General features: G+C 65.1%; 13 protein-coding genes, 1 tRNA gene and 1 pseudogene. 9 read left to right on the top strand and 6 right to left on the bottom strand.

All coding sequences use genetic code 11. The features are described 5' to 3' along the window. Window positions 1-10 precede the first annotated feature (10 nt). On the top strand, window positions 11-553 hold the full coding sequence (locus tag M2342_RS09185; protein ID WP_264578851.1) for a MarR family winged helix-turn-helix transcriptional regulator: 543 nt from the start codon (window positions 11-13) through the stop codon (window positions 551-553). Window positions 554-582: 29 nt separating this feature from the next. On the opposite strand, the gene M2342_RS09180 is transcribed toward M2342_RS09185, so the two are convergent. After that, entirely contained in the window at window positions 583-1464 is an 882-nt protein-coding gene (locus M2342_RS09180) for an MBL fold metallo-hydrolase (protein WP_264578850.1), read from the bottom strand. Window positions 1465-1537: 73 nt separating this feature from the next. On the opposite strand from M2342_RS09180, the gene M2342_RS09175 reads away from it, so the two are divergent. Genes M2342_RS09175 through M2342_RS09165 form a run of 3 tightly spaced genes read left to right on the top strand, consistent with a single transcriptional unit; the run spans window position 1538 to window position 3159 of the window. After that, window positions 1538-1855: an ArsR/SmtB family transcription factor gene (locus tag M2342_RS09175; RefSeq protein WP_264578849.1), complete on the top strand. Its 318-nt coding sequence runs from the start codon at window positions 1538-1540 to the stop codon at window positions 1853-1855. A gap of 4 nt (window positions 1856-1859) precedes the next feature. After that, a complete protein-coding gene (locus tag M2342_RS09170) occupies window positions 1860-2375 on the top strand; it encodes a rhodanese family protein (protein WP_264578848.1) in 516 nt (171 codons plus the stop codon). Between the two features lie 4 nt (window positions 2376-2379). Next, window positions 2380-3159, top strand: coding sequence for a sulfite exporter TauE/SafE family protein (locus M2342_RS09165; RefSeq protein ID WP_264578847.1), 780 nt, complete (start codon window positions 2380-2382; stop codon window positions 3157-3159). A gap of 54 nt (window positions 3160-3213) precedes the next feature. Here the strand turns inward: M2342_RS09165 and M2342_RS09160 are convergent. The 4 genes from M2342_RS09160 to M2342_RS09145 form a co-directional block, all read right to left on the bottom strand. Further along, a tRNA-Arg gene (locus tag M2342_RS09160) sits at window positions 3214-3290 on the bottom strand. A gap of 99 nt (window positions 3291-3389) precedes the next feature. Beyond that, a complete protein-coding gene (gene ppdK, locus M2342_RS09155) occupies window positions 3390-6056 on the bottom strand; it encodes a pyruvate, phosphate dikinase (protein ID WP_264578846.1) in 2667 nt (888 codons plus the stop codon). Between the two features lie 82 nt (window positions 6057-6138). After that, window positions 6139-8553, bottom strand: a complete 2415-nt coding sequence (glyS, locus tag M2342_RS09150; protein WP_413715166.1) for a glycine--tRNA ligase subunit beta — start codon at window positions 8551-8553, stop codon at window positions 6139-6141. Window positions 8554-8707: 154 nt separating this feature from the next. Further along, window positions 8708-9601, bottom strand: a complete 894-nt coding sequence (locus tag M2342_RS09145; protein WP_264578844.1) for a glycine--tRNA ligase subunit alpha — start codon at window positions 9599-9601, stop codon at window positions 8708-8710. Between M2342_RS09145 and M2342_RS17100 the strand changes: the two are divergent. The 4 genes and pseudogenes from M2342_RS17100 to pth all read left to right on the top strand — a co-directional run bounded on the left by M2342_RS17100 (window position 9545) and on the right by pth (window position 13021). Next, a pseudogene (locus tag M2342_RS17100) lies at window positions 9545-10706 on the top strand (TraB/GumN family protein). The gene M2342_RS09145 and the pseudogene M2342_RS17100 overlap by 57 nt on opposite strands. Window positions 10707-10733: 27 nt before the next feature. Then, entirely contained in the window at window positions 10734-11678 is a 945-nt protein-coding gene (locus M2342_RS09130; RefSeq protein WP_264578841.1) for a TraB/GumN family protein, read from the top strand. A 122-nt stretch (window positions 11679-11800) separates the two neighbouring features. Then, window positions 11801-12424: a 50S ribosomal protein L25/general stress protein Ctc gene (locus M2342_RS09125; RefSeq protein ID WP_181559604.1), complete on the top strand. Its 624-nt coding sequence runs from the start codon at window positions 11801-11803 to the stop codon at window positions 12422-12424. Window positions 12425-12451: 27 nt separating this feature from the next. Beyond that, window positions 12452-13021, top strand: coding sequence for an aminoacyl-tRNA hydrolase (pth, locus tag M2342_RS09120; RefSeq protein WP_264578840.1), 570 nt, complete (start codon window positions 12452-12454; stop codon window positions 13019-13021). A gap of 24 nt (window positions 13022-13045) precedes the next feature. Here pth and M2342_RS09115 read toward each other — a convergent pair whose 3' ends face one another. Continuing rightward, a complete protein-coding gene (locus M2342_RS09115) occupies window positions 13046-13633 on the bottom strand; it encodes a septal ring lytic transglycosylase RlpA family protein (protein WP_413715129.1) in 588 nt (195 codons plus the stop codon). A 930-nt stretch (window positions 13634-14563) separates the two neighbouring features. On the opposite strand from M2342_RS09115, the gene M2342_RS09110 reads away from it, so the two are divergent. Further along, complete coding sequence (locus tag M2342_RS09110) at window positions 14564-16450, top strand: PhoX family protein (protein ID WP_264578839.1); 1887 nt, start codon at window positions 14564-14566, stop codon at window positions 16448-16450. Window positions 16451-16479: the final 29 nt, after the last annotated feature.

Genomic DNA, 16479 nt, shown 5'->3' with positions numbered 1-16479 from the left:
AATTTATGCTATGCGCCATAGCATTATCGACCATGGCTCACAAGGGGCTGGCGACTGGTTTTCATCCGGGGGCATGATGGCAAGGGACCAGAGGCAGGGACGCGACAAGGCGCTGGATTCACCGGCTGAGCCCCCGGTCGCCAGTACGCTCGCCAGCCCGCTCGACGGGACGCTCGGTTATCGACTGCGCCGCGCCTCCATGGCGATGATGGGCGATGTCATCGCGGCACTGCGTGCCATTGACCTGAGCGTCGGCGAGGCATCCTTGCTGATTCTCGTCGGCCATAATCCGGGTTGCCGGCAGAGCGATGTCGGGCGGGCGCTGGCAATCAAGCGCGCCAACCTGACGCCACTCATCGGCCGGCTCAAAGCCCGCGACCTCATCAGCGATGCACCCATAGACGGGCGATCGCTGAGTCTGACGCTCACGCCGCAGGGAGAAGCCCTGCAGCGCGAGGCGATGAAGCGGGTGAAGGCGAGCAATCGCAAGTTCCAGAAACGCCTGACCATCGAAGAGAAGGCGCTGCTCGCCGCGCTGGAAGCGTTGGGCTGAGCGGGGCACGGCCCTTCCCCTTCCGGGCGTCAACCTATCGCAGCGTCGCCCTTCACCGTCACCGGAATGCGCAGATAGCGCACGCCATTGGCCTCCGCCTTCGGGAATCGCCCAGCGCGGATGTTGACCTGGATCGAGGGCAGCAACAGGCGCGGAGCGGACAATCCGGCATCCCGCTTGGTGCGCATCGCCACAAAGTCATCCTCGCTGACATCATCGCGCACATGCACGCTGTTTTTCCGCTGCTGGCCGACGGTGGTCTCCCAGCGATAATCATCCCGCCCCGGGGCCTTGTAATCATGGCACATGAACAGGCGGGTCTCGTCCGGCAGGCTCAGCAGGCGGCGGATCGAGCGGTAGAGGGTGCGGGCATCGCCACCGGGGAAGTCGGCCCGCGCGGTCCCATAATCCGGCATGAACAGCGTATCGCCAACGAACACGGCGTCGCCGATCCGGTAAGCGATGTCCGCCGGGGTGTGACCGGGAAGATGCAGCACCTCGACCTCCAGCGACCCGATCGAGAACCGCTCGCCATCGGCAAACAGGCAATCGAAATCCGAGCCGTCGGTCTGCAAATCGTCCAGCGCGAAGACGGGGCGGAAGATCTTTTGAACGTCCCGGATGTGCTCGCCAATGCCGATCTTCGCGCCCGTCTTCGCCTTGAAGAAGGGCGCGGCGGAGAGATGATCGGCATGGGCGTGGGTTTCCAGCACCATGGCAATCGACCAGTTCTGCGCCTGGGCGCGGGCAAGAATGCGCTCGGCTGAGCCTGTGTCGACCTCGCCGCTGGCTGGATCGAAATCCAGCACCGGATCGACCACCGCCGCGATGTGCGTTTGCGGATCGACCACCAGATAGCTCACCGTGTTGGTGGGCTCGTCAAAAAATGCCTCAATGATGGGTGGGGTCATAAGGGCCTCCGTTCGATGCTTGACAATATAGAAGCGCCTTCTACATTAGCAATATCTAATTTAGAGGATACTGATGTTAAAAGCTGCCATGGATCTCGACATGCTCGAGGCGCGCGCCGGAGAGGTTGCGCAGGTGCTGAAGGAGTTGAGCAACGGGCGTCGCCTGATGCTGCTGTGCAAGCTCGTCGAACATGGCGAGCGCATGGTGGGCGATCTGGCGGATGATGTCGGCCTCTCTCAATCGGCCCTCTCGCAACATCTCGCCCGGCTCCGCGAGGAAGGCCTCGTGACCTCCCGCCGCGAGAGCCAGACCATCTGGTACAGGATTGCCGATCCCCGGATCCAGACCCTGCTTGCCACGCTTTATCAACTCTATTGCACAGGGGACTGACCCCATGACGATCCAGACACTCTCCCCCGCCGACGCCAAGCGCCTCATTGAGGGTGGCGCCAAGCTCATCGATATCCGCGCGGCGGACGAACATGCCCGCGAGCGCATTCCGGGGGCCGTCAACGTGCCGCTGGAGCGCATCGACACGGTCGACGCCGGCAACAATGCCATCGTGTTTCACTGCCGCTCGGGCATGCGGACACAGGCCAATGCCGACCGTCTGGCCGCAGCCAGCGATGCCCCCTGCTTCATTCTGGAGGGCGGCATCGACGCCTGGCGCAAGGCCGGGCTGGATGTGCACATCGACAGCGGGCAGCCGCTCGAGATCATGCGGCAGGTGCAACTGACCGCCGGCGGGCTGGTGCTCATCGGCGTATTGCTCGGCTTCCTCGTCGCGCCGGGATTCTTCGGCCTTTCCGCCTTTGTCGGCGCGGGCCTGATGTTCGCGGGGGGGACAGGCTGGTGCGGCATGGCGACGCTGCTCCAGCGCATGCCCTGGAACCGTCGCAAGGCGGCCTGACCGCATGACGACCGCGCAGATCCTCCTCGCGCTCCTCTCGGGCGGCCTCATCGGCATCGTACTCGGAATGGTGGGCGGCGGAGGATCGATCCTTGCCGTGCCGCTGCTCGTCTATGTCGTCGGGGTCGGATCGACCCATGCCGCGATTGCAACAGCAGCCGTGGCAGTCGCGGCCAATGCGGCGACGGGGCTTGCGGGTCACGCGCGGGCCGGGCGGGTCAAATGGCCCTGCGCGTTGGTGTTCGCGGCGTCGGGCGTCGTGGCGGCAGCGCTGGGGGCAGAGATCGGCAAGGCGGTGGACGGCCGGCGGCTGCTCGCGCTGTTCGGCCTGTTGATGATCGGCGTCGGTATCGCGATGCTGCGCAGGCGCAAGAGCGCTGACAATCCCGACGTGCGTCTCACCCGCCAATCCGCCGGGCGGCTGCTGCCGCGGCTGATTCCCATGGGCGCAGGCGTGGGTCTGGCGGCGGGGTTCTTCGGGATTGGTGGCGGGTTTCTGATCGTCCCGGCGCTCATCGCGGCGACGGCGATGCCCTTCGCCACGGCCGTGGGTACCTCGCTGGTGGTGGTGACGGCATTGGGGCTGACCACGGCGACATCCTACGCGCTGTCCGGCTATGTCGACTGGCCGCTGACGGCGCTGCTGATCGCCGGCGGTGCTGCGGGATCGGTGCTGGGCATGCGCGCGGGGGCGGCGCTTGCTGCGCACAAAAAGCTGCTCGAACGCAGCTTTGCGATGTTGGTGATCGGCGTAGGCGGCTATGTGGTCTGGACCGCCTTCTAACCCCATCCGTCGGCGCCGGGCCGTGCGGGTCATCATGCTTGCGATGGGGAGAAATGGCGCGCCCGGAACGATTCGAACGTCCGACCCTCAGATTCGTAGTCTGATGCTCTATCCAGCTGAGCTACGGGCGCTTGCCAATCTCACGGTGCCGGTTGGCCGCCGTGGGAGAGGCGCAGATAGTCGGGGGCGCCGTCTGTGGCAACCCCCTTTTTTGCATTCTTTTTGTCCTTTCAACCGCGCGCGGCGAGCGCCGCCTGTGCGGCCGCCAGACGGGCGATCGGCACCCGATAGGGCGAGGCGCTGACATAATCGAGGCCCGCCTTTTCGCAGAAGGCGATGGAGGCCGGATCGCCGCCATGCTCGCCGCAAATGCCAAGCTTGATAGCCGGGCGCGTCGCCCTGCCCCGCTCCACAGCGATCTCGATCAGCTCACCCACGCCCTCGACATCGAGGCTCACGAACGGGTCGCGCGCGAAGATGCCCTTGTCGACATATTGGGTGAGGAACCGCCCGGCGTCGTCCCGGCTGATACCGATGGTCGTCTGCGTCAGATCGTTGGTGCCGAAGGAGAAGAACTCGCCGGCTTCCGCGATCTCGCCGGCCTTGAGCGCGGCGCGCGGCAGCTCGATCATGGTGCCGACGAGATATTCGACCGAGGCACCGCGCTCGGCGAACACGGCCTTGGCGGTCTTGTCGACAATGTCCTTCATCAGCTCCAGCTCGCGCTTGGTGGCGACGAGGGGAATCATGACCTCGGGGATCGGCGCGTCACCGCTGGCCTTGGCGACATCCAGCGCCGCCTCGAAGATGGCGCGGGCCTGCATCTCGTAGATCTCGGGATAGGTGACGCCCAGACGACAGCCGCGATGGCCGAGCATCGGGTTGAACTCGTGCAGTTCGGCCGCGCGACGCTTGAGCAGATCGACACTCACGCCGGCAGCCTCGGCCACGTCGGCGAAATCGACATCCTCATGTGGCAGGAACTCGTGCAGCGGCGGATCGAGCAGGCGAATCGTGACCGGCAGGCCGGCCATCTCGGTGAAGATCTCGGTGAAGTCGGCGCGCTGCTCGGGGAGCAGCTTGGCCAGCGCCTCGCGACGGCCCGCCTCGGTCTCGGCGAGGATCATCTGGCGCACGGCGGTGATCCGCGCGGCATCGAAGAACATATGCTCGGTGCGGCACAGGCCCACGCCCTCAGCGCCGAACTCGCGCGCGGTGCGGCAATCCAGCGGCGTCTCGGCATTGGCGCGGACCTTGAGGCGGCGGACCTGATCGGCCCATTCCATCAGCGTGCCGAAATCACCGGCCAGCTCGGGCTGCACGGTCGGCACTTCGCCGGCCATCACTTCGCCGGTCGCGCCGTCGATGGTGATGATCTCCCGCTCCTTGAGCAGACGGTCACCGATCCGCATCAGCTTGCCGGCGGTATCGATGGAGATGCTGCCCGCGCCGGAGACGCAGGGGCGCCCCATGCCGCGCGCCACCACGGCAGCGTGGCTGGTCATGCCACCGCGCGCGGTGAGGATGCCCTTGGCGGCGTGCATGCCGTGAATGTCCTCGGGGCTGGTCTCGATGCGCACGAGGATGACCGCCTCGCCCAGCTCGTTGAGCCGCTCGGCGGTCTCGGCATCGAACACCACCTGGCCGGATGCCGCGCCCGGCGAGGCCGGCAGGCCCTTGGTCAGCACATCGCGCGGCGCCTGCGGATCGAGCGTCGGGTGGAGCAACTGGTCGAGCGCGGCGGCATCGACGCGCGCCACGGCTTCCTCATTGGTAATCAGCCCTTCCGTGGCCATGTCTACCGCGATCTTGAGCGCGGCCCTGGCGGTGCGCTTGCCCGATCGGGTCTGCAGCATCCACAGCTTGCCCTGCTGCACGGTGAACTCGATGTCCTGCATGTCGCGATAATGCGTCTCGAGGATCTGGAAGACCTTGGCCAGCTCGGCATAGGTCTCCGGCATGGATTCCTCCATGCTGAGCGGCTTGGCCCCGGCCCGCTCGCGCGCGGCTTTGGTCAGATATTGCGGCGTGCGGATGCCGGCGACGACATCCTCACCCTGCGCATTGATGAGATATTCGCCATAATAAGCGTTCTCGCCGGTCGCGGGATCGCGGGTGAAGGCGACGCCGGTGGCGGACGTTTCGCCCATATTGCCGAACACCATGGCCTGCACGTTGACGGCCGTGCCCCAGTCGCCCGGAATATTGTTGAGGCGGCGATAGACCTTGGCGCGATCCGCCTGCCAGCTGCCGAACACGGCGCCCACGGCACCCCAAAGCTGCTCGTGCACATCCTGCGGGAACGGCTTGCCCCAAAGCTGCTGCACCAGCGCCTTGTACTCGGCGACCAGCGCCTGCCAGTCCTCCGCGCTCAGCTCGGTATCCAGGAAGGCACCCTTGTCTTCCTTTGCAATCTCCAACGCTTCCTCGAACTTGCCATGATCGAGGCCGAGCACGACGTCCGAATACATCTGGATGAAGCGGCGATAGCTATCCCACGCAAAGCGCGCGTCGCCGGAGACGGTAGCGAGGCCTACGACGGTTTCATCGTTGAGGCCGAGGTTGAGCACCGTGTCCATCATGCCCGGCATGGAGACGCGGGCACCGGAGCGAACGGAGACCAGCAGCGGATCGGCCTTGTCGCCAAAGCGCTTGCCCGTGACGCCCTCGATATGCGCGATGCCGCTGGCGACTTCCGCATTCAGGCTCTCGGGATAGGTCTCGCCATCCTCATAATAGCGCGTGCACATCTCGGTGGTGATGGTGAAGCCCGGCGGCACCGGCAGGCCGATGGCGGCCATGCCATCCAGATTGGCGCCCTTGCCGCCAAGCAGGTTCTTGTCGCCCTTGCCGCCATCATCGACGCCACCACCGAAACGGTACACATATTTCGTCATTCAGACACTCCACCTGCATTGGAATGCGCGCGCAAGCGGCCGTTATGATCTCGCCGCCGACGCGCGATTATTGCTCGCGAACCTAACCTTCGATTTTCGAGAAGTCGGCGACTTTGTGCACCGCAGCGCGAATACGGGTCAACAGACTTAACCGTGATTGGCGCTTGACCGGATCGGCATCGTTCACCGTCACTGTCTCGAAGAACGCATCGATCGGCGCGCGAAGCGTGGCCAGCGCGGCCATGGCGCTCTCGAAATCCTCCGCCTCGATCGCAGCCTGCGCGCGCGGCTCGGCCTCATCGAGCGCGCTCACCAGTGCCGCCTCGGCGGGCTCCAGTGCGTAACCGGGCTCAGCCACGAACTGCGCCTCATGCGCGCGCATGGCGTCGGCCATTTCCGGATCGGTCAGCGCTTCGCCGGGGTCTTCCTCGCCAAGCTGGCTCTGCTGCTTACCGCCCTCGGGCTGCTCCTTCTTGAGGATATTGGCTGCGCGCTTGTAGCCCGCGAGGAGGTTCTTGCCGTCCTCGGTGCTGACGAAGGATTGCAGCGCATGGACGCGGGCGAGCAAGCGAACGAGATCGTCCTCGCCGCCGAGCGCGAACACAGCGTCGATGAGGTCGTGGCGGACGCCGGCCTCCCGCTGCTGGACCTTGAGGCGGTCGGCGAAGAAGTCGAGGACGCTCCTTTCGACATCATCAAGCGAGAGCAACGCTACATCTTTAATTTGGGGTCGCGTACCGTCCGGGACATTCATATTGCGAGCTAGACGTAAACTCTGATTTCGATAAGCGATGATGGCGCTAGCATCGACAACTGCGAGACCTTCCAATTTTTCGGATACTTTGGCCAGCAGTACGCGATATTGATCCGGCCAATCTGCAAGGTTACAAAATGCAGTTCGAGCCGCTTCTACTATTCTGAGGCGAAGGCCATTTGTTTGGATTAGCTGCAGTATTCCCAGAGTCGCTCGACGAAGCGCAAATGGATCGCGTGAACCGGTAGGCTTCTCGTCAATCGGAAAGAAACCTGCAGCAATCGTGTCAAGCTTATCCGCCAGCGATACCGCCACCGTCACCGGCGCTGTCGGAACCTCGTCCCCCTGCCCGACCGGCTTGTAATGATCGCGGATGGCATCGGCGACCGCATCCGGCAGACCTTCCGCGCGGGCGTAATAGCCGCCCATCAGGCCTTGCAGTTCGGGGAACTCGCCGACCATTTCGGTGACAAGATCGGCCTTGCACAGGCGGGCGGCCTGTTCGGCAAGGTCGGCCAGTTGCGCTTTGCTGTGCTCCTGCGAAGGCAGGAGCCCAGGGCCAGCTTGGGCGACATCGCCCCGGGTTCCTGCCTTCGCAGGAACACTGGCTTGTTGATTGGCGCCAACGATGCCTTCTTCCACCAGCCAGCGGGCGAGCTTCGCGACGCGGTCCACCTTGTCCGCGACGGTGCCCAGCTTCTCGTGGAAGGTGATGCGCGAGAGCTTGCGCGCATGGTCTTCCAGCTTCGTCTTCTTGTCCTGCTCCCAGAAGAAGCGGGCATCGGAGAGACGTGCGGCGAGCACCTTGCCATTGCCTTCGACAATCGCGGTGCCGCCATCGCTGGCCTCAATGTTCGCCGTGCAGATGAAGGCATTGGCGAGCTTGCCAGCACTATCCCGCAGCACGAAATATTTCTGGTTGATGCGCAGCGTGAGCTGGATGACCTCGGGCGGCACCTCCAGAAACGCGGCATCGAAGCGGCCGAGCAGCGGCACCGGCCATTCTGTCAGCCCGGCATTCTCGGCGACGAGGCCGGCATCGGGGATCAGCTCCAGACCGGCCTGCGTCGCCAGCTCATTGGCGCACCGGTCGATGATCGCCTTGCGCTCCTCCTGATCTACGATGACATAGGCCGCACGCAATTGCTCGGCATAGGTCGCGGCGCTCTCGATGCTGATCTCGCCGCTGGAATGGAAGCGGTGACCGCGCGTCGTCCGCCCGGTTGCGATCCCCTCGATGGCGAAGGGCACCACATCATTGCCGAGCAGCGCGATGATGCCCTGCAGCGGACGCACCCAGCGCAGGCTCTCGGTGGAGAGGCTGGCATCGCCCCAGCGCATCGACTTGGGCCAGGGGAAGGCGCGCACCACCTGCGGGATCGCATCGGCCAGCACATCGGCCGTCGCGCGGCCGGGCTTCTCGACCGTGGCGAACCACACGCCGTCGCGATCCTCAAGCTGGTCCTGCGTGAGGCCGGTCTTGCGCAGGAAGCCCTCCAGCGCCTGCGGCGGGGCCGAGGTGCGCGGGCCTTTGAATTCCTCGCTGACGGCTTGCGTCGAAAGCGGCAGAGCGCGTGCGATCAGAGCAAGACGGCGCGGCGTCACATGGACGGTCAGGCCCTCGGGCTTGAGACCAGCCTGTGCCAGTGCGTCGCTGAACAGCCGGGCGAAATCCTCGCTGGCCTTGGCCTGCATGCGCGCCGGGATTTCCTCGCAGCGCAGCTCGAGAAGGAAGTCAGCGATCATTGATGCTCTCCGTTCGTGACGGGCGAAGTCGAGAATCTCTGCCGCGCCGCCGAACGTGTCTCGACTTCAGCCTTCGGCTGAAGTTTATCCTGAGCGCCCGCCCTGCGGGCAGTCGAAGGGCTCGACACGAACGGAAATGAGGTGCTGATCATCATTCCGCCCACCCATTATGCGTCATCCACGCCTCGCAGCTTCCTTTGGCGAGATCGCGCACGCGGCCCATGTAGCTGGCGCGCTCCTGCACGCTGATCACGCCGCGCGCCTGCAGCAGGTTGAAGACATGGCTCGCCTCGATGGCCTGCTCATAGGCAGCGAGGGGAACGCCGGCCGCGATGCTCGCCTTGCACTCTTCCTCGCAATCCTTGAACCAGCGGAACAGCTTGTCCGTATCCGCCACCTCGAAGTTCCACTTGGAGAGCTGGCGCTCATTTTCCAGGAACACGTCACCATAAGTGACGGCGGGCCGGTCCCCCACGGCCTCGTTGAAAACAAGGTCGTACACGCTGTCGACGCCCTGGATATACATGGCGAGGCGCTCAAGCCCGTAGGTGAGCTCGCCCGCCACCGGCTTGCAGTCGAAGCCGCCCATCTGCTGGAAATAGGTGAACTGCGTCACCTCCATGCCATCGCACCAGACTTCCCAGCCCAGGCCCCAGGCACCGAGCGTCGGGCTCTCCCAATCGTCCTCGACGAAGCGGATGTCGTGCAGCAGCGGATCGATGCCGATGGCCTTGAGCGAGCCGAGATACAGATCCTGCAGATCCGGCGGGCTCGGCTTCATGATCACCTGATATTGGTAATAATGCTGCAGCCGGTTGGGGTTCTCGCCGTAGCGGCCGTCCGTCGGCCGGCGCGAGGGCTGCACATAGGCGCAGTTCCACGGGTTCGGCCCCAGGCTGCGCAGCGTGGTCGCGGGGTGGAAGGTGCCCGCCCCGACCCGCATGTCGAAGGGCTGGAGGATCACGCACCCCTGCGCTGCCCAATAGTCATGCAGCGTCAGGATGAGTTGCTGAAAGCTCAGCGGTTTGGAGGCCTTATCCTGCATGGTTCAACCGTTTCACGTCTAAGCTTGAGCGGCTGTGCACCGCCTGTCGGAACGCGCGCGCTTTGGCCCATGGGGCTAACGGGGTCAAGCCGCGCGGTGGCGCCGGGCCGGGCGGGGTTGCGTCCGCGCGCCAACTTGCCCAATGCAGGCGGTGATTTGAGGAGCGCGTGCATGAACTGGAAAACATTGATCCTCGGTTGGGCGCTGCTGCTGCCCCCGGCCCTCACCGGGCCCGCGCTCGCCCAGCAACCCAAGGCGCCGGCCACACCGGCAGCCGCTGCGGAGGCGCCCACCGTTCACGCGCGCCCCGCCCCGTGGGTGGTGCGGGACAGGGACACGACGATCTATCTGTTCGGCACGATTCATCTGCTCAAGCCGGGCATCAGCTGGTTCGAGGGACCGGTGCGCAAGGCGTTCGACAAGGCGGATACCGTCGTGCTCGAGGTCATCGATCAGGATCAGGGCGCCACGCGGGAGGCAATCATGCAGCGGGCGGTGGCGCCGGGCCTGCCGCTCTCCAACAAGCTCGATGAGGCGACCCGCACCGCCTATTTCGCCGCGCTGGAGAAATGGCGTCTCGCCCCTGCTGTTCGACCATGTGAAGCCCTGGTTCGCGGCCACGACCCTGACCGTGCTGCCGCTCGATGCCCTCGGCTATTCGCCGGATAGCGGCGTCGACAAGGCGGTGAAGGCTGCGGCGGTCAACGCGGGCAAGTCGCTGGTCGGGCTGGAGACCTCCAGCGAGCAGATCGGCTTTTTCGACCAGATGCCCGAGGGTGTGCAGCTGACCCTGCTCAAGGAAACGCTGGCGGAGCTGCCGACCCTGGCCGAAACCATCGACGGCATGGTCGCCGCGTGGAGCGCTGGCGACGAAGAGCGGCTCGCGGCGCTGATGAACGAGACGACCGAGAGCAGCGAAGAAATCGAGCGCATCCTGCTCACCGACCGCAATGCCCGCTGGGCCGAGTGGATCGCCGCGCGGATGAAGCAGCCCGGCACGGTCTTCATGGCGGTAGGCGCGGGTCATCTGTCGGGAGACAAGAGCGTGCAGGCGATGCTGGAAAAGCACGGTCTGTTCGCCAAGCGGGTGAAATGGCCCCGGTGATGGACGGGGCAGCATAAGGGCTGATCGATGAGTGCGCCGCACCCAGCCTTGAACAAGCGCCGCCTAGCGCCGCTGCTGCTGCTCGCGCTGGCCTCACTGGCGGCCCTGCTGTGGCTGGGCTGGCGGATCGGCGCGCCGACGCAGCCCGATCCCGCCACCGTCACGGCGCGCCCGGCGCTGTGGCAGGCCAGCAAGGGCGAGGCGCGGCTCTGGCTGTTCGGCACCATCCATGCCGTGCCGCGCGGCGAGGCCTGGCTCTCGCCGGCCATCGCCAAGGCGGCCGACGAAAGCGACCGCTTGTATCTGGAGGTCACCGGGCTTGAAGGTGAGCGCAAGAGCCGGGCGGTGTTCGAGCGGCTGGGGCGGCGCGCCGGCCTGCCGCCCATCGCCGCGCGCCTCTCGCCTGAGGATGCCGAGCGCTATCGGGCGCTGCAGGCGAACCACGGCGCGGCGCTCGATCAGCTGGACAGCTATGAGAGCTGGGCCGCCGCGCTGCTCCTCAACGCTGCGGCCGCCTCCGGCCTCTCGCTCACCGCCGCGGAGGCGGGCGAAGCAGTGCTGGAGCAGCGCTTCAACAAGGCCTCCCGGCCGGTTCTGGGGCTGGAGACCATCGACCAGCAGCTGGGCCTGTTCGACAGGATGCCGGAGAGCGAGCAACGGCTGTTGCTCAGCCAGTCCCTCACCGACGCGGCGCAGGCCCCTGCCCTCTACCGCAGCCTGTTCACCGCCTGGGCGAGCGGCGACATAGCCCGGCTGGAACGCGAGTTCATCGCCCCGTTCGCCCGCGCGCCGGCTCTGCGCGCAAGGCTGATCGACGGGCGCAATGAGCGCTGGGCGCGGCATCTCGATGCGGCCATGATGGCCCGGCCCGGCACCGCTTTCGTGGCGGTCGGCGCCGGGCATCTGGTTGGCGATGCCAGCCTGCAGGCCCGCCTTGCCGCGCGCGGATGGCGCATCGACCGGGTGCAATGAACGCGCCCTCGGCCGCTTCGCTTGCTTTCCCCGCAATTTGCCGCTAAGCGCCCCGGCTTCCGTCATGGTCATCCCTGGAGGCGTGGCGGAGATTCTAGCACTAAGCTTCTGGAGACACGCACATGAGCGATACGCTTACGCTGTCGGCCGAGGCACGCGATCGGGCAGGCAAGGGAGCCTCCCGCGCTCTCCGCCGTGAGGGCCGCGTTCCCGCCGTCATTTATGGCAATAATGAAGAGCCGCAGTCGATTCACGTTGAGGAAAAGATCCTCAACAAGCTGCTCGGCACTGGCCATTTCTTCAATTCGGTCGTCATGGTCGAAGTGGGCGGCAAGAAGGTCCGCACGCTCCCCAAGGACGTGGCGTTCCATCCGGTGACGGATCGTCCGCTCCATGCCGACTTCCTGCGTGTTTCCGAACACGCCCAGGTGCATGTGAATGTGCCCGTGGTGTTCGAGAACGAAGAGGCCGCTCCCGGTCTCAAGCGCGGTGGCGTGCTCAACGTCGTCCGTCACGAGCTGGAAATGATCGTGGATGCCGCTGAGATTCCGGACAGCATCACGGTTGACCTCACCGGCTTCGATGTGGGCGATTCGATCCACATCAGCGCGGTGAAGCTGCCCAAGGGCGCCGAGCCGGCGATCACCGATCGCGATTTCACCATTGCCACCATCGTTGCTCCGTCCGCGCTCAAGTCGAGCGAAGGCGACACGACGAAGGACGGCGAAGAGGCCGGCGAGGCGTAAGCCTCTTCGCGCGGGGGGAGCGCATCTGTGCAACTCTGGGTTGGCCTCGGCAATCCCGGATCGCAATATGCGCTCCACCGCCACAATGTCGGCTTCATGGCGCTGGACGTCATCGCCGTGGATTACGGCTTTTCGCCGTGGAAGAAGCAGTTTCAGGGCCTCGTTTCCGAAGGCCGCATCGGCCCGTACAAGGTGCTGCTGCTCAAACCCCAGACATTCATGAATAAAAGCGGCCAGTCTATCCGTGCCGCCTGTGATTTCTACAAGCTCGGTGTCGAGGACGTGACCGTCTTCCACGACGAGCTCGATCTTGCGCCGATGAAGATGAAGGTGAAGCGCGGCGGCGGCACCGCCGGGCATAACGGCCTGCGCTCCACCGACGCGCATCTGGGCAAGGACTTTCGCCGCGTGCGCATCGGCATCGGCCATCCCGGCGACAAGGACCGCGTGACCGGCCATGTGCTCGGCAATTATGCCAAGATCGAGATCGATCCGCTGGCCGACTTGCTCGGCGCCATGTCCCGCGAGGCGGAATGGCTGGCTGCGGGTGACGACGTGCGCTTCATGAACGAGGTTGCGCGCCGCCTGCAGGATTGATGGCGGGCATGATCGCGGGCGCGCTTACCGACTGCCGCCATTCTGCGCCTGCGCGGCGCGATAGGCCGCGAGACGGGCACGCCAAGGCGCCAGCGTCTGTTGCGGCACGTCCGGCCGGGCCATGGCCGGTTTTCCCGCCCGCAGCCGCGCCCGATCGGCCTCGGGCGGATCGACCCGGCGCACCCGCACCTGCACCGTGCCCTGCTGCCTGATCCCGAGCAGTTCTGCCGCCCCTTGCGACAGGTCGATGATCCGGTTGCGGGCGAACGGCCCGCGATCGTTGACGCGCACCAGGATCGTCCGGCCCGTGTCCAGCGCCGTCACCTCGACATAGCTGGGCAGCGGCAAGGTGGTGTGCGCGGCGGAAATGCCGTGCTTTACAAAGCGCTCGCCATTGGCGGTCTGATTGCCGGACTCGCCGCCGTACCAGCTCGCATCGCCCAGCATGTCCAGCGTGCGATCATCGGTCGGCGTGTAGGTGACGCCGCGCACCACATAAGGCGGCCCGATGCGCACTGGTGTATCGCTGACCGGGCGGAACTTGGTGCTGCCGGCGCAGCCGGCGAGGGCCGGCATCGCGAGCAGGGCAAGCCAGAAAGAACGCCCTGGCAAGGCGCACGGCATGGAAGTGCGGATCGCAAGCATCGCTCTCCCCCTAACCCACTGCGCCGCCACGGTGAAGAGATGAGTCGCCTGCTAGGGTGCGGGCACAAGCTGGCTGCTTTCGCGAAACGTCGGCTATCCTGCATTGTCGTCACGAGGCCGCCAGTCCGGACACGACAACATTGCCGACATTCGCTCACTATAGCAGCAGCCACTTCACGACGCACGCGCCAGCCAAGAGGACCAGACCGCACCCCCACCACGGGATGGGGGTGCCATCGTCATAATCTCCCAAGTCGACATACCGTTGTAACGCTTGTCTTTGACGCGCCCCGTATGCGCCGTCGCGGGATCGAATGTCAGCATCATCAAGATAGTGGTGAACGGCCTCCGGCGTCGCGTCGATTGGCAGTTCCTGCTGAAGCTCGCTTGCTAGCCGCTCCACCTCAAGCCAATCTGTTGGTTCTCGTTCTTCGACAGCCAGAATGACCGCTAAGCGGCTGCGTAGCTCGTCCATTTCCACGCCTACAGACTACAGGAGTTGGCCCTTGTTGCAACGGCCGCTTTCTACGCCAAGTCAGCCGTACAGTCCCTTCTGGGCTGTGTCTGAAACCGGACGTCGCCTGCCTCTGAATTCATCCAAGCCGCCCACCCTTCGTCATTCCCGCGCACGCGGGAATCAGCTGGGGCGTTGGTCCCGAATGTAAGCGTCGATCTTGATTCCGCGTGCGCGGGAATGACGGCGTTTTGTGCCTCTGAACTTTCGACTTCCCGCTCAGCCCGCCCGCTCACCTCACCTAAGTCACAGAACTGACTTGCAATCTTCATCCCCGTGCCATCGCCTCGCAATCATCATGTCATCCGCCTCTGCGATCAGGCCCCGCCTGAGCGGCAAATGCACCTTCCGCGAGCCGTGGCGGAACCAAATCAGGGGAAATCATGTCACATCTTACCGACGAAGCCCGCGCGCCCTACCGGACCGCGATATCCGACGAGGCCAATCCCAACAGTCTGGAAGCCATTGTCGAGGCCAATCCCTCGCGCCGCACGATCATCAAGAACGGGCTGTTCGGCCTGTCGATCTTCCCGGTCGCGGCGATGCTCTCGGCCTGCGGGGAGGACAAGGACGGGATGGTGACCATTCCCAATCCCACGCCGACACCCAGCCCGACGCCGACCCCCACGCCCACGCCGGCGGTCAGCTACGCCATCGAGTTCACGTCGGTGGCCGCCAATCAGGATGACAAGGTCACCGTGCCGGCCGGCTATGACGTGAAGGTCCTGCTGAAGGCGGGCGATGCCATCGAGACCGGCGTCACCGGCTATGCCGGCAGCTTCCCGACGCCTGCGACGGCGGAGAAATGGGCCGGCGGCAATCATGACGGCATGGAATATTTCGAACTCTCCGGCGTCGACCCCAACAAGGGCGGCCTGCTGGCGATCAATTTCGAATATCCCGATTTCAACATTCTGATGAACGGCAATTACGATGCCACTACCGCCACCGCCGACCAGAAGGCGCTCGCCCTATCGGCTGTGGGCATCGGCGTGGTGGAAGTCGCCAAGGGCAGCGATGGCAACTGGGCGGTGAAGGCCGGCTCGCAATATAACAAGCGCTATACCGGCAACTCCAATTATCGCGCGGGTGGCCCCGCCGCCGGGCTGCTCTCCGGCACGATCAAGGGCATGCTCAACAATTGTTCGAGCGGCCGCACGCCTTGGGGCACCTACCTCACCTGCGAGGAAACGACGGACAATTATCTCGATCCCACACGCCCCGAGCGGGATTATGGCTGGGTGGTCGAGATCGACCCGCTGCAGGAGCTGGCTCCGGCGACCAAGCGGACCGCCATGGGCCGGTTCAGTCACGAGAATGTCGCTCACCTCACCAACAGCGATCGCCGCGTGGCCTTCTACATGGGCGATGATTCGACGCCGGGCTGCATCTACAAGTTTGTGCCGGATCAGGCCTACAGCACGACCAACCGGGCGGCGAACAGCAACCTGCTCGACTATGGCACACTCTATGTCGCCAAGTTCAATGCGGACGGCTCGGGCGAGTGGAAAGCGCTGGTGCAGGGCCAGAACGGCCTCGTCGCCAATGCGTCCGATCCCGGCGATGTCAGTCAGTTCACGACGGCCCCTGCGCCGACACCGGTGAGCTTCAACAGCCAGGCCGACGTGCTGATCAACTGCGCCTCGGCCGCGCGCGTTGCTGGTGGCACCGTGATGGATCGGCCGGAGTGGATCACGGTCTCGCCCGATGGCAAGGCGATCTTCGTGACGCTGACCAACAACAGCGGCCGCAAGGTGACGGATGCGGCGAACCCGCGCGTCACCAACCGCCACGGCCATATCCTCAAGTTCCGCGAGAGTGGCGATTCTCCGCTGGCGACCGGCTTCACCTGGGAACTGTTCCTGCTGGCCGGCGACCCCGGTTATGCAGCCGGCGGCACCAATCTGGTCGGCAATATCAATGGCGACACCTTCTCCAGCCCCGATGGCATCCGCATCGATCCGCAGGGGCGCCTGTGGGTGCAGACAGACCACAGCGTGCCGGGCACCTCGGGCGCGAGCGGCGTCACCATCGAGCAGGTCGTGGGCCACAATGCGATGTTCTATATCGACCAGACCAGCAAGAAGAGCAAACGCTTCCTCGTCGGCCCGACGGGCTGCGAGATCACCGGCCTTGCCTATACGCCGGACCTCAAGACCTTCTTCGTGAACATCCAGCACCCGACCGGCAACTGGCCGATCGCCGGCGAGCAGCCCCGCTCCTCGACCGTCGTCATCACCCGGACGGACGGCAAGCCCGTCGGCGCCTGACCGGTTCACGATCCGACACTGCATCGCCG

This window comes from Sphingobium sp. B8D3A, assembly GCF_025961995.1.
GTDB lineage: Bacteria > Pseudomonadota > Alphaproteobacteria > Sphingomonadales > Sphingomonadaceae > Sphingobium.
The sequence above is the reverse complement of the archived record's forward strand: the minus strand, read 5'-3'. Positions and strand labels throughout refer to the sequence as shown.

Excerpts from the sequence above, each read along its gene's own strand:
- ppdK (WP_264578846.1), bottom strand. The coding sequence starts at position 6,056 with ATGACGAAATATGTGTACCGTTTCGGTGGTGGCGTCGATGATGGCGGC.
- M2342_RS09170 (WP_264578848.1), top strand. The coding sequence starts at position 1,860 with ATGACGATCCAGACACTCTCCCCCGCCGACGCCAAGCGCCTCATTGAG.
- M2342_RS09125 (WP_181559604.1), top strand. The coding sequence starts at position 11,801 with ATGAGCGATACGCTTACGCTGTCGGCCGAGGCACGCGATCGGGCAGGC.
- M2342_RS09175 (WP_264578849.1), top strand. The coding sequence starts at position 1,538 with ATGTTAAAAGCTGCCATGGATCTCGACATGCTCGAGGCGCGCGCCGGA.
- M2342_RS09180 (WP_264578850.1), bottom strand. The coding sequence starts at position 1,464 with ATGACCCCACCCATCATTGAGGCATTTTTTGACGAGCCCACCAACACG.
- M2342_RS09185 (WP_264578851.1), top strand. The coding sequence starts at position 11 with ATGCGCCATAGCATTATCGACCATGGCTCACAAGGGGCTGGCGACTGG.
- M2342_RS09145 (WP_264578844.1), bottom strand. The coding sequence starts at position 9,601 with ATGCAGGATAAGGCCTCCAAACCGCTGAGCTTTCAGCAACTCATCCTG.
- M2342_RS09165 (WP_264578847.1), top strand. The coding sequence starts at position 2,380 with ATGACGACCGCGCAGATCCTCCTCGCGCTCCTCTCGGGCGGCCTCATC.
- M2342_RS09110 (WP_264578839.1), top strand. The coding sequence starts at position 14,564 with ATGTCACATCTTACCGACGAAGCCCGCGCGCCCTACCGGACCGCGATA.
- M2342_RS09130 (WP_264578841.1), top strand. The coding sequence starts at position 10,734 with ATGAGTGCGCCGCACCCAGCCTTGAACAAGCGCCGCCTAGCGCCGCTG.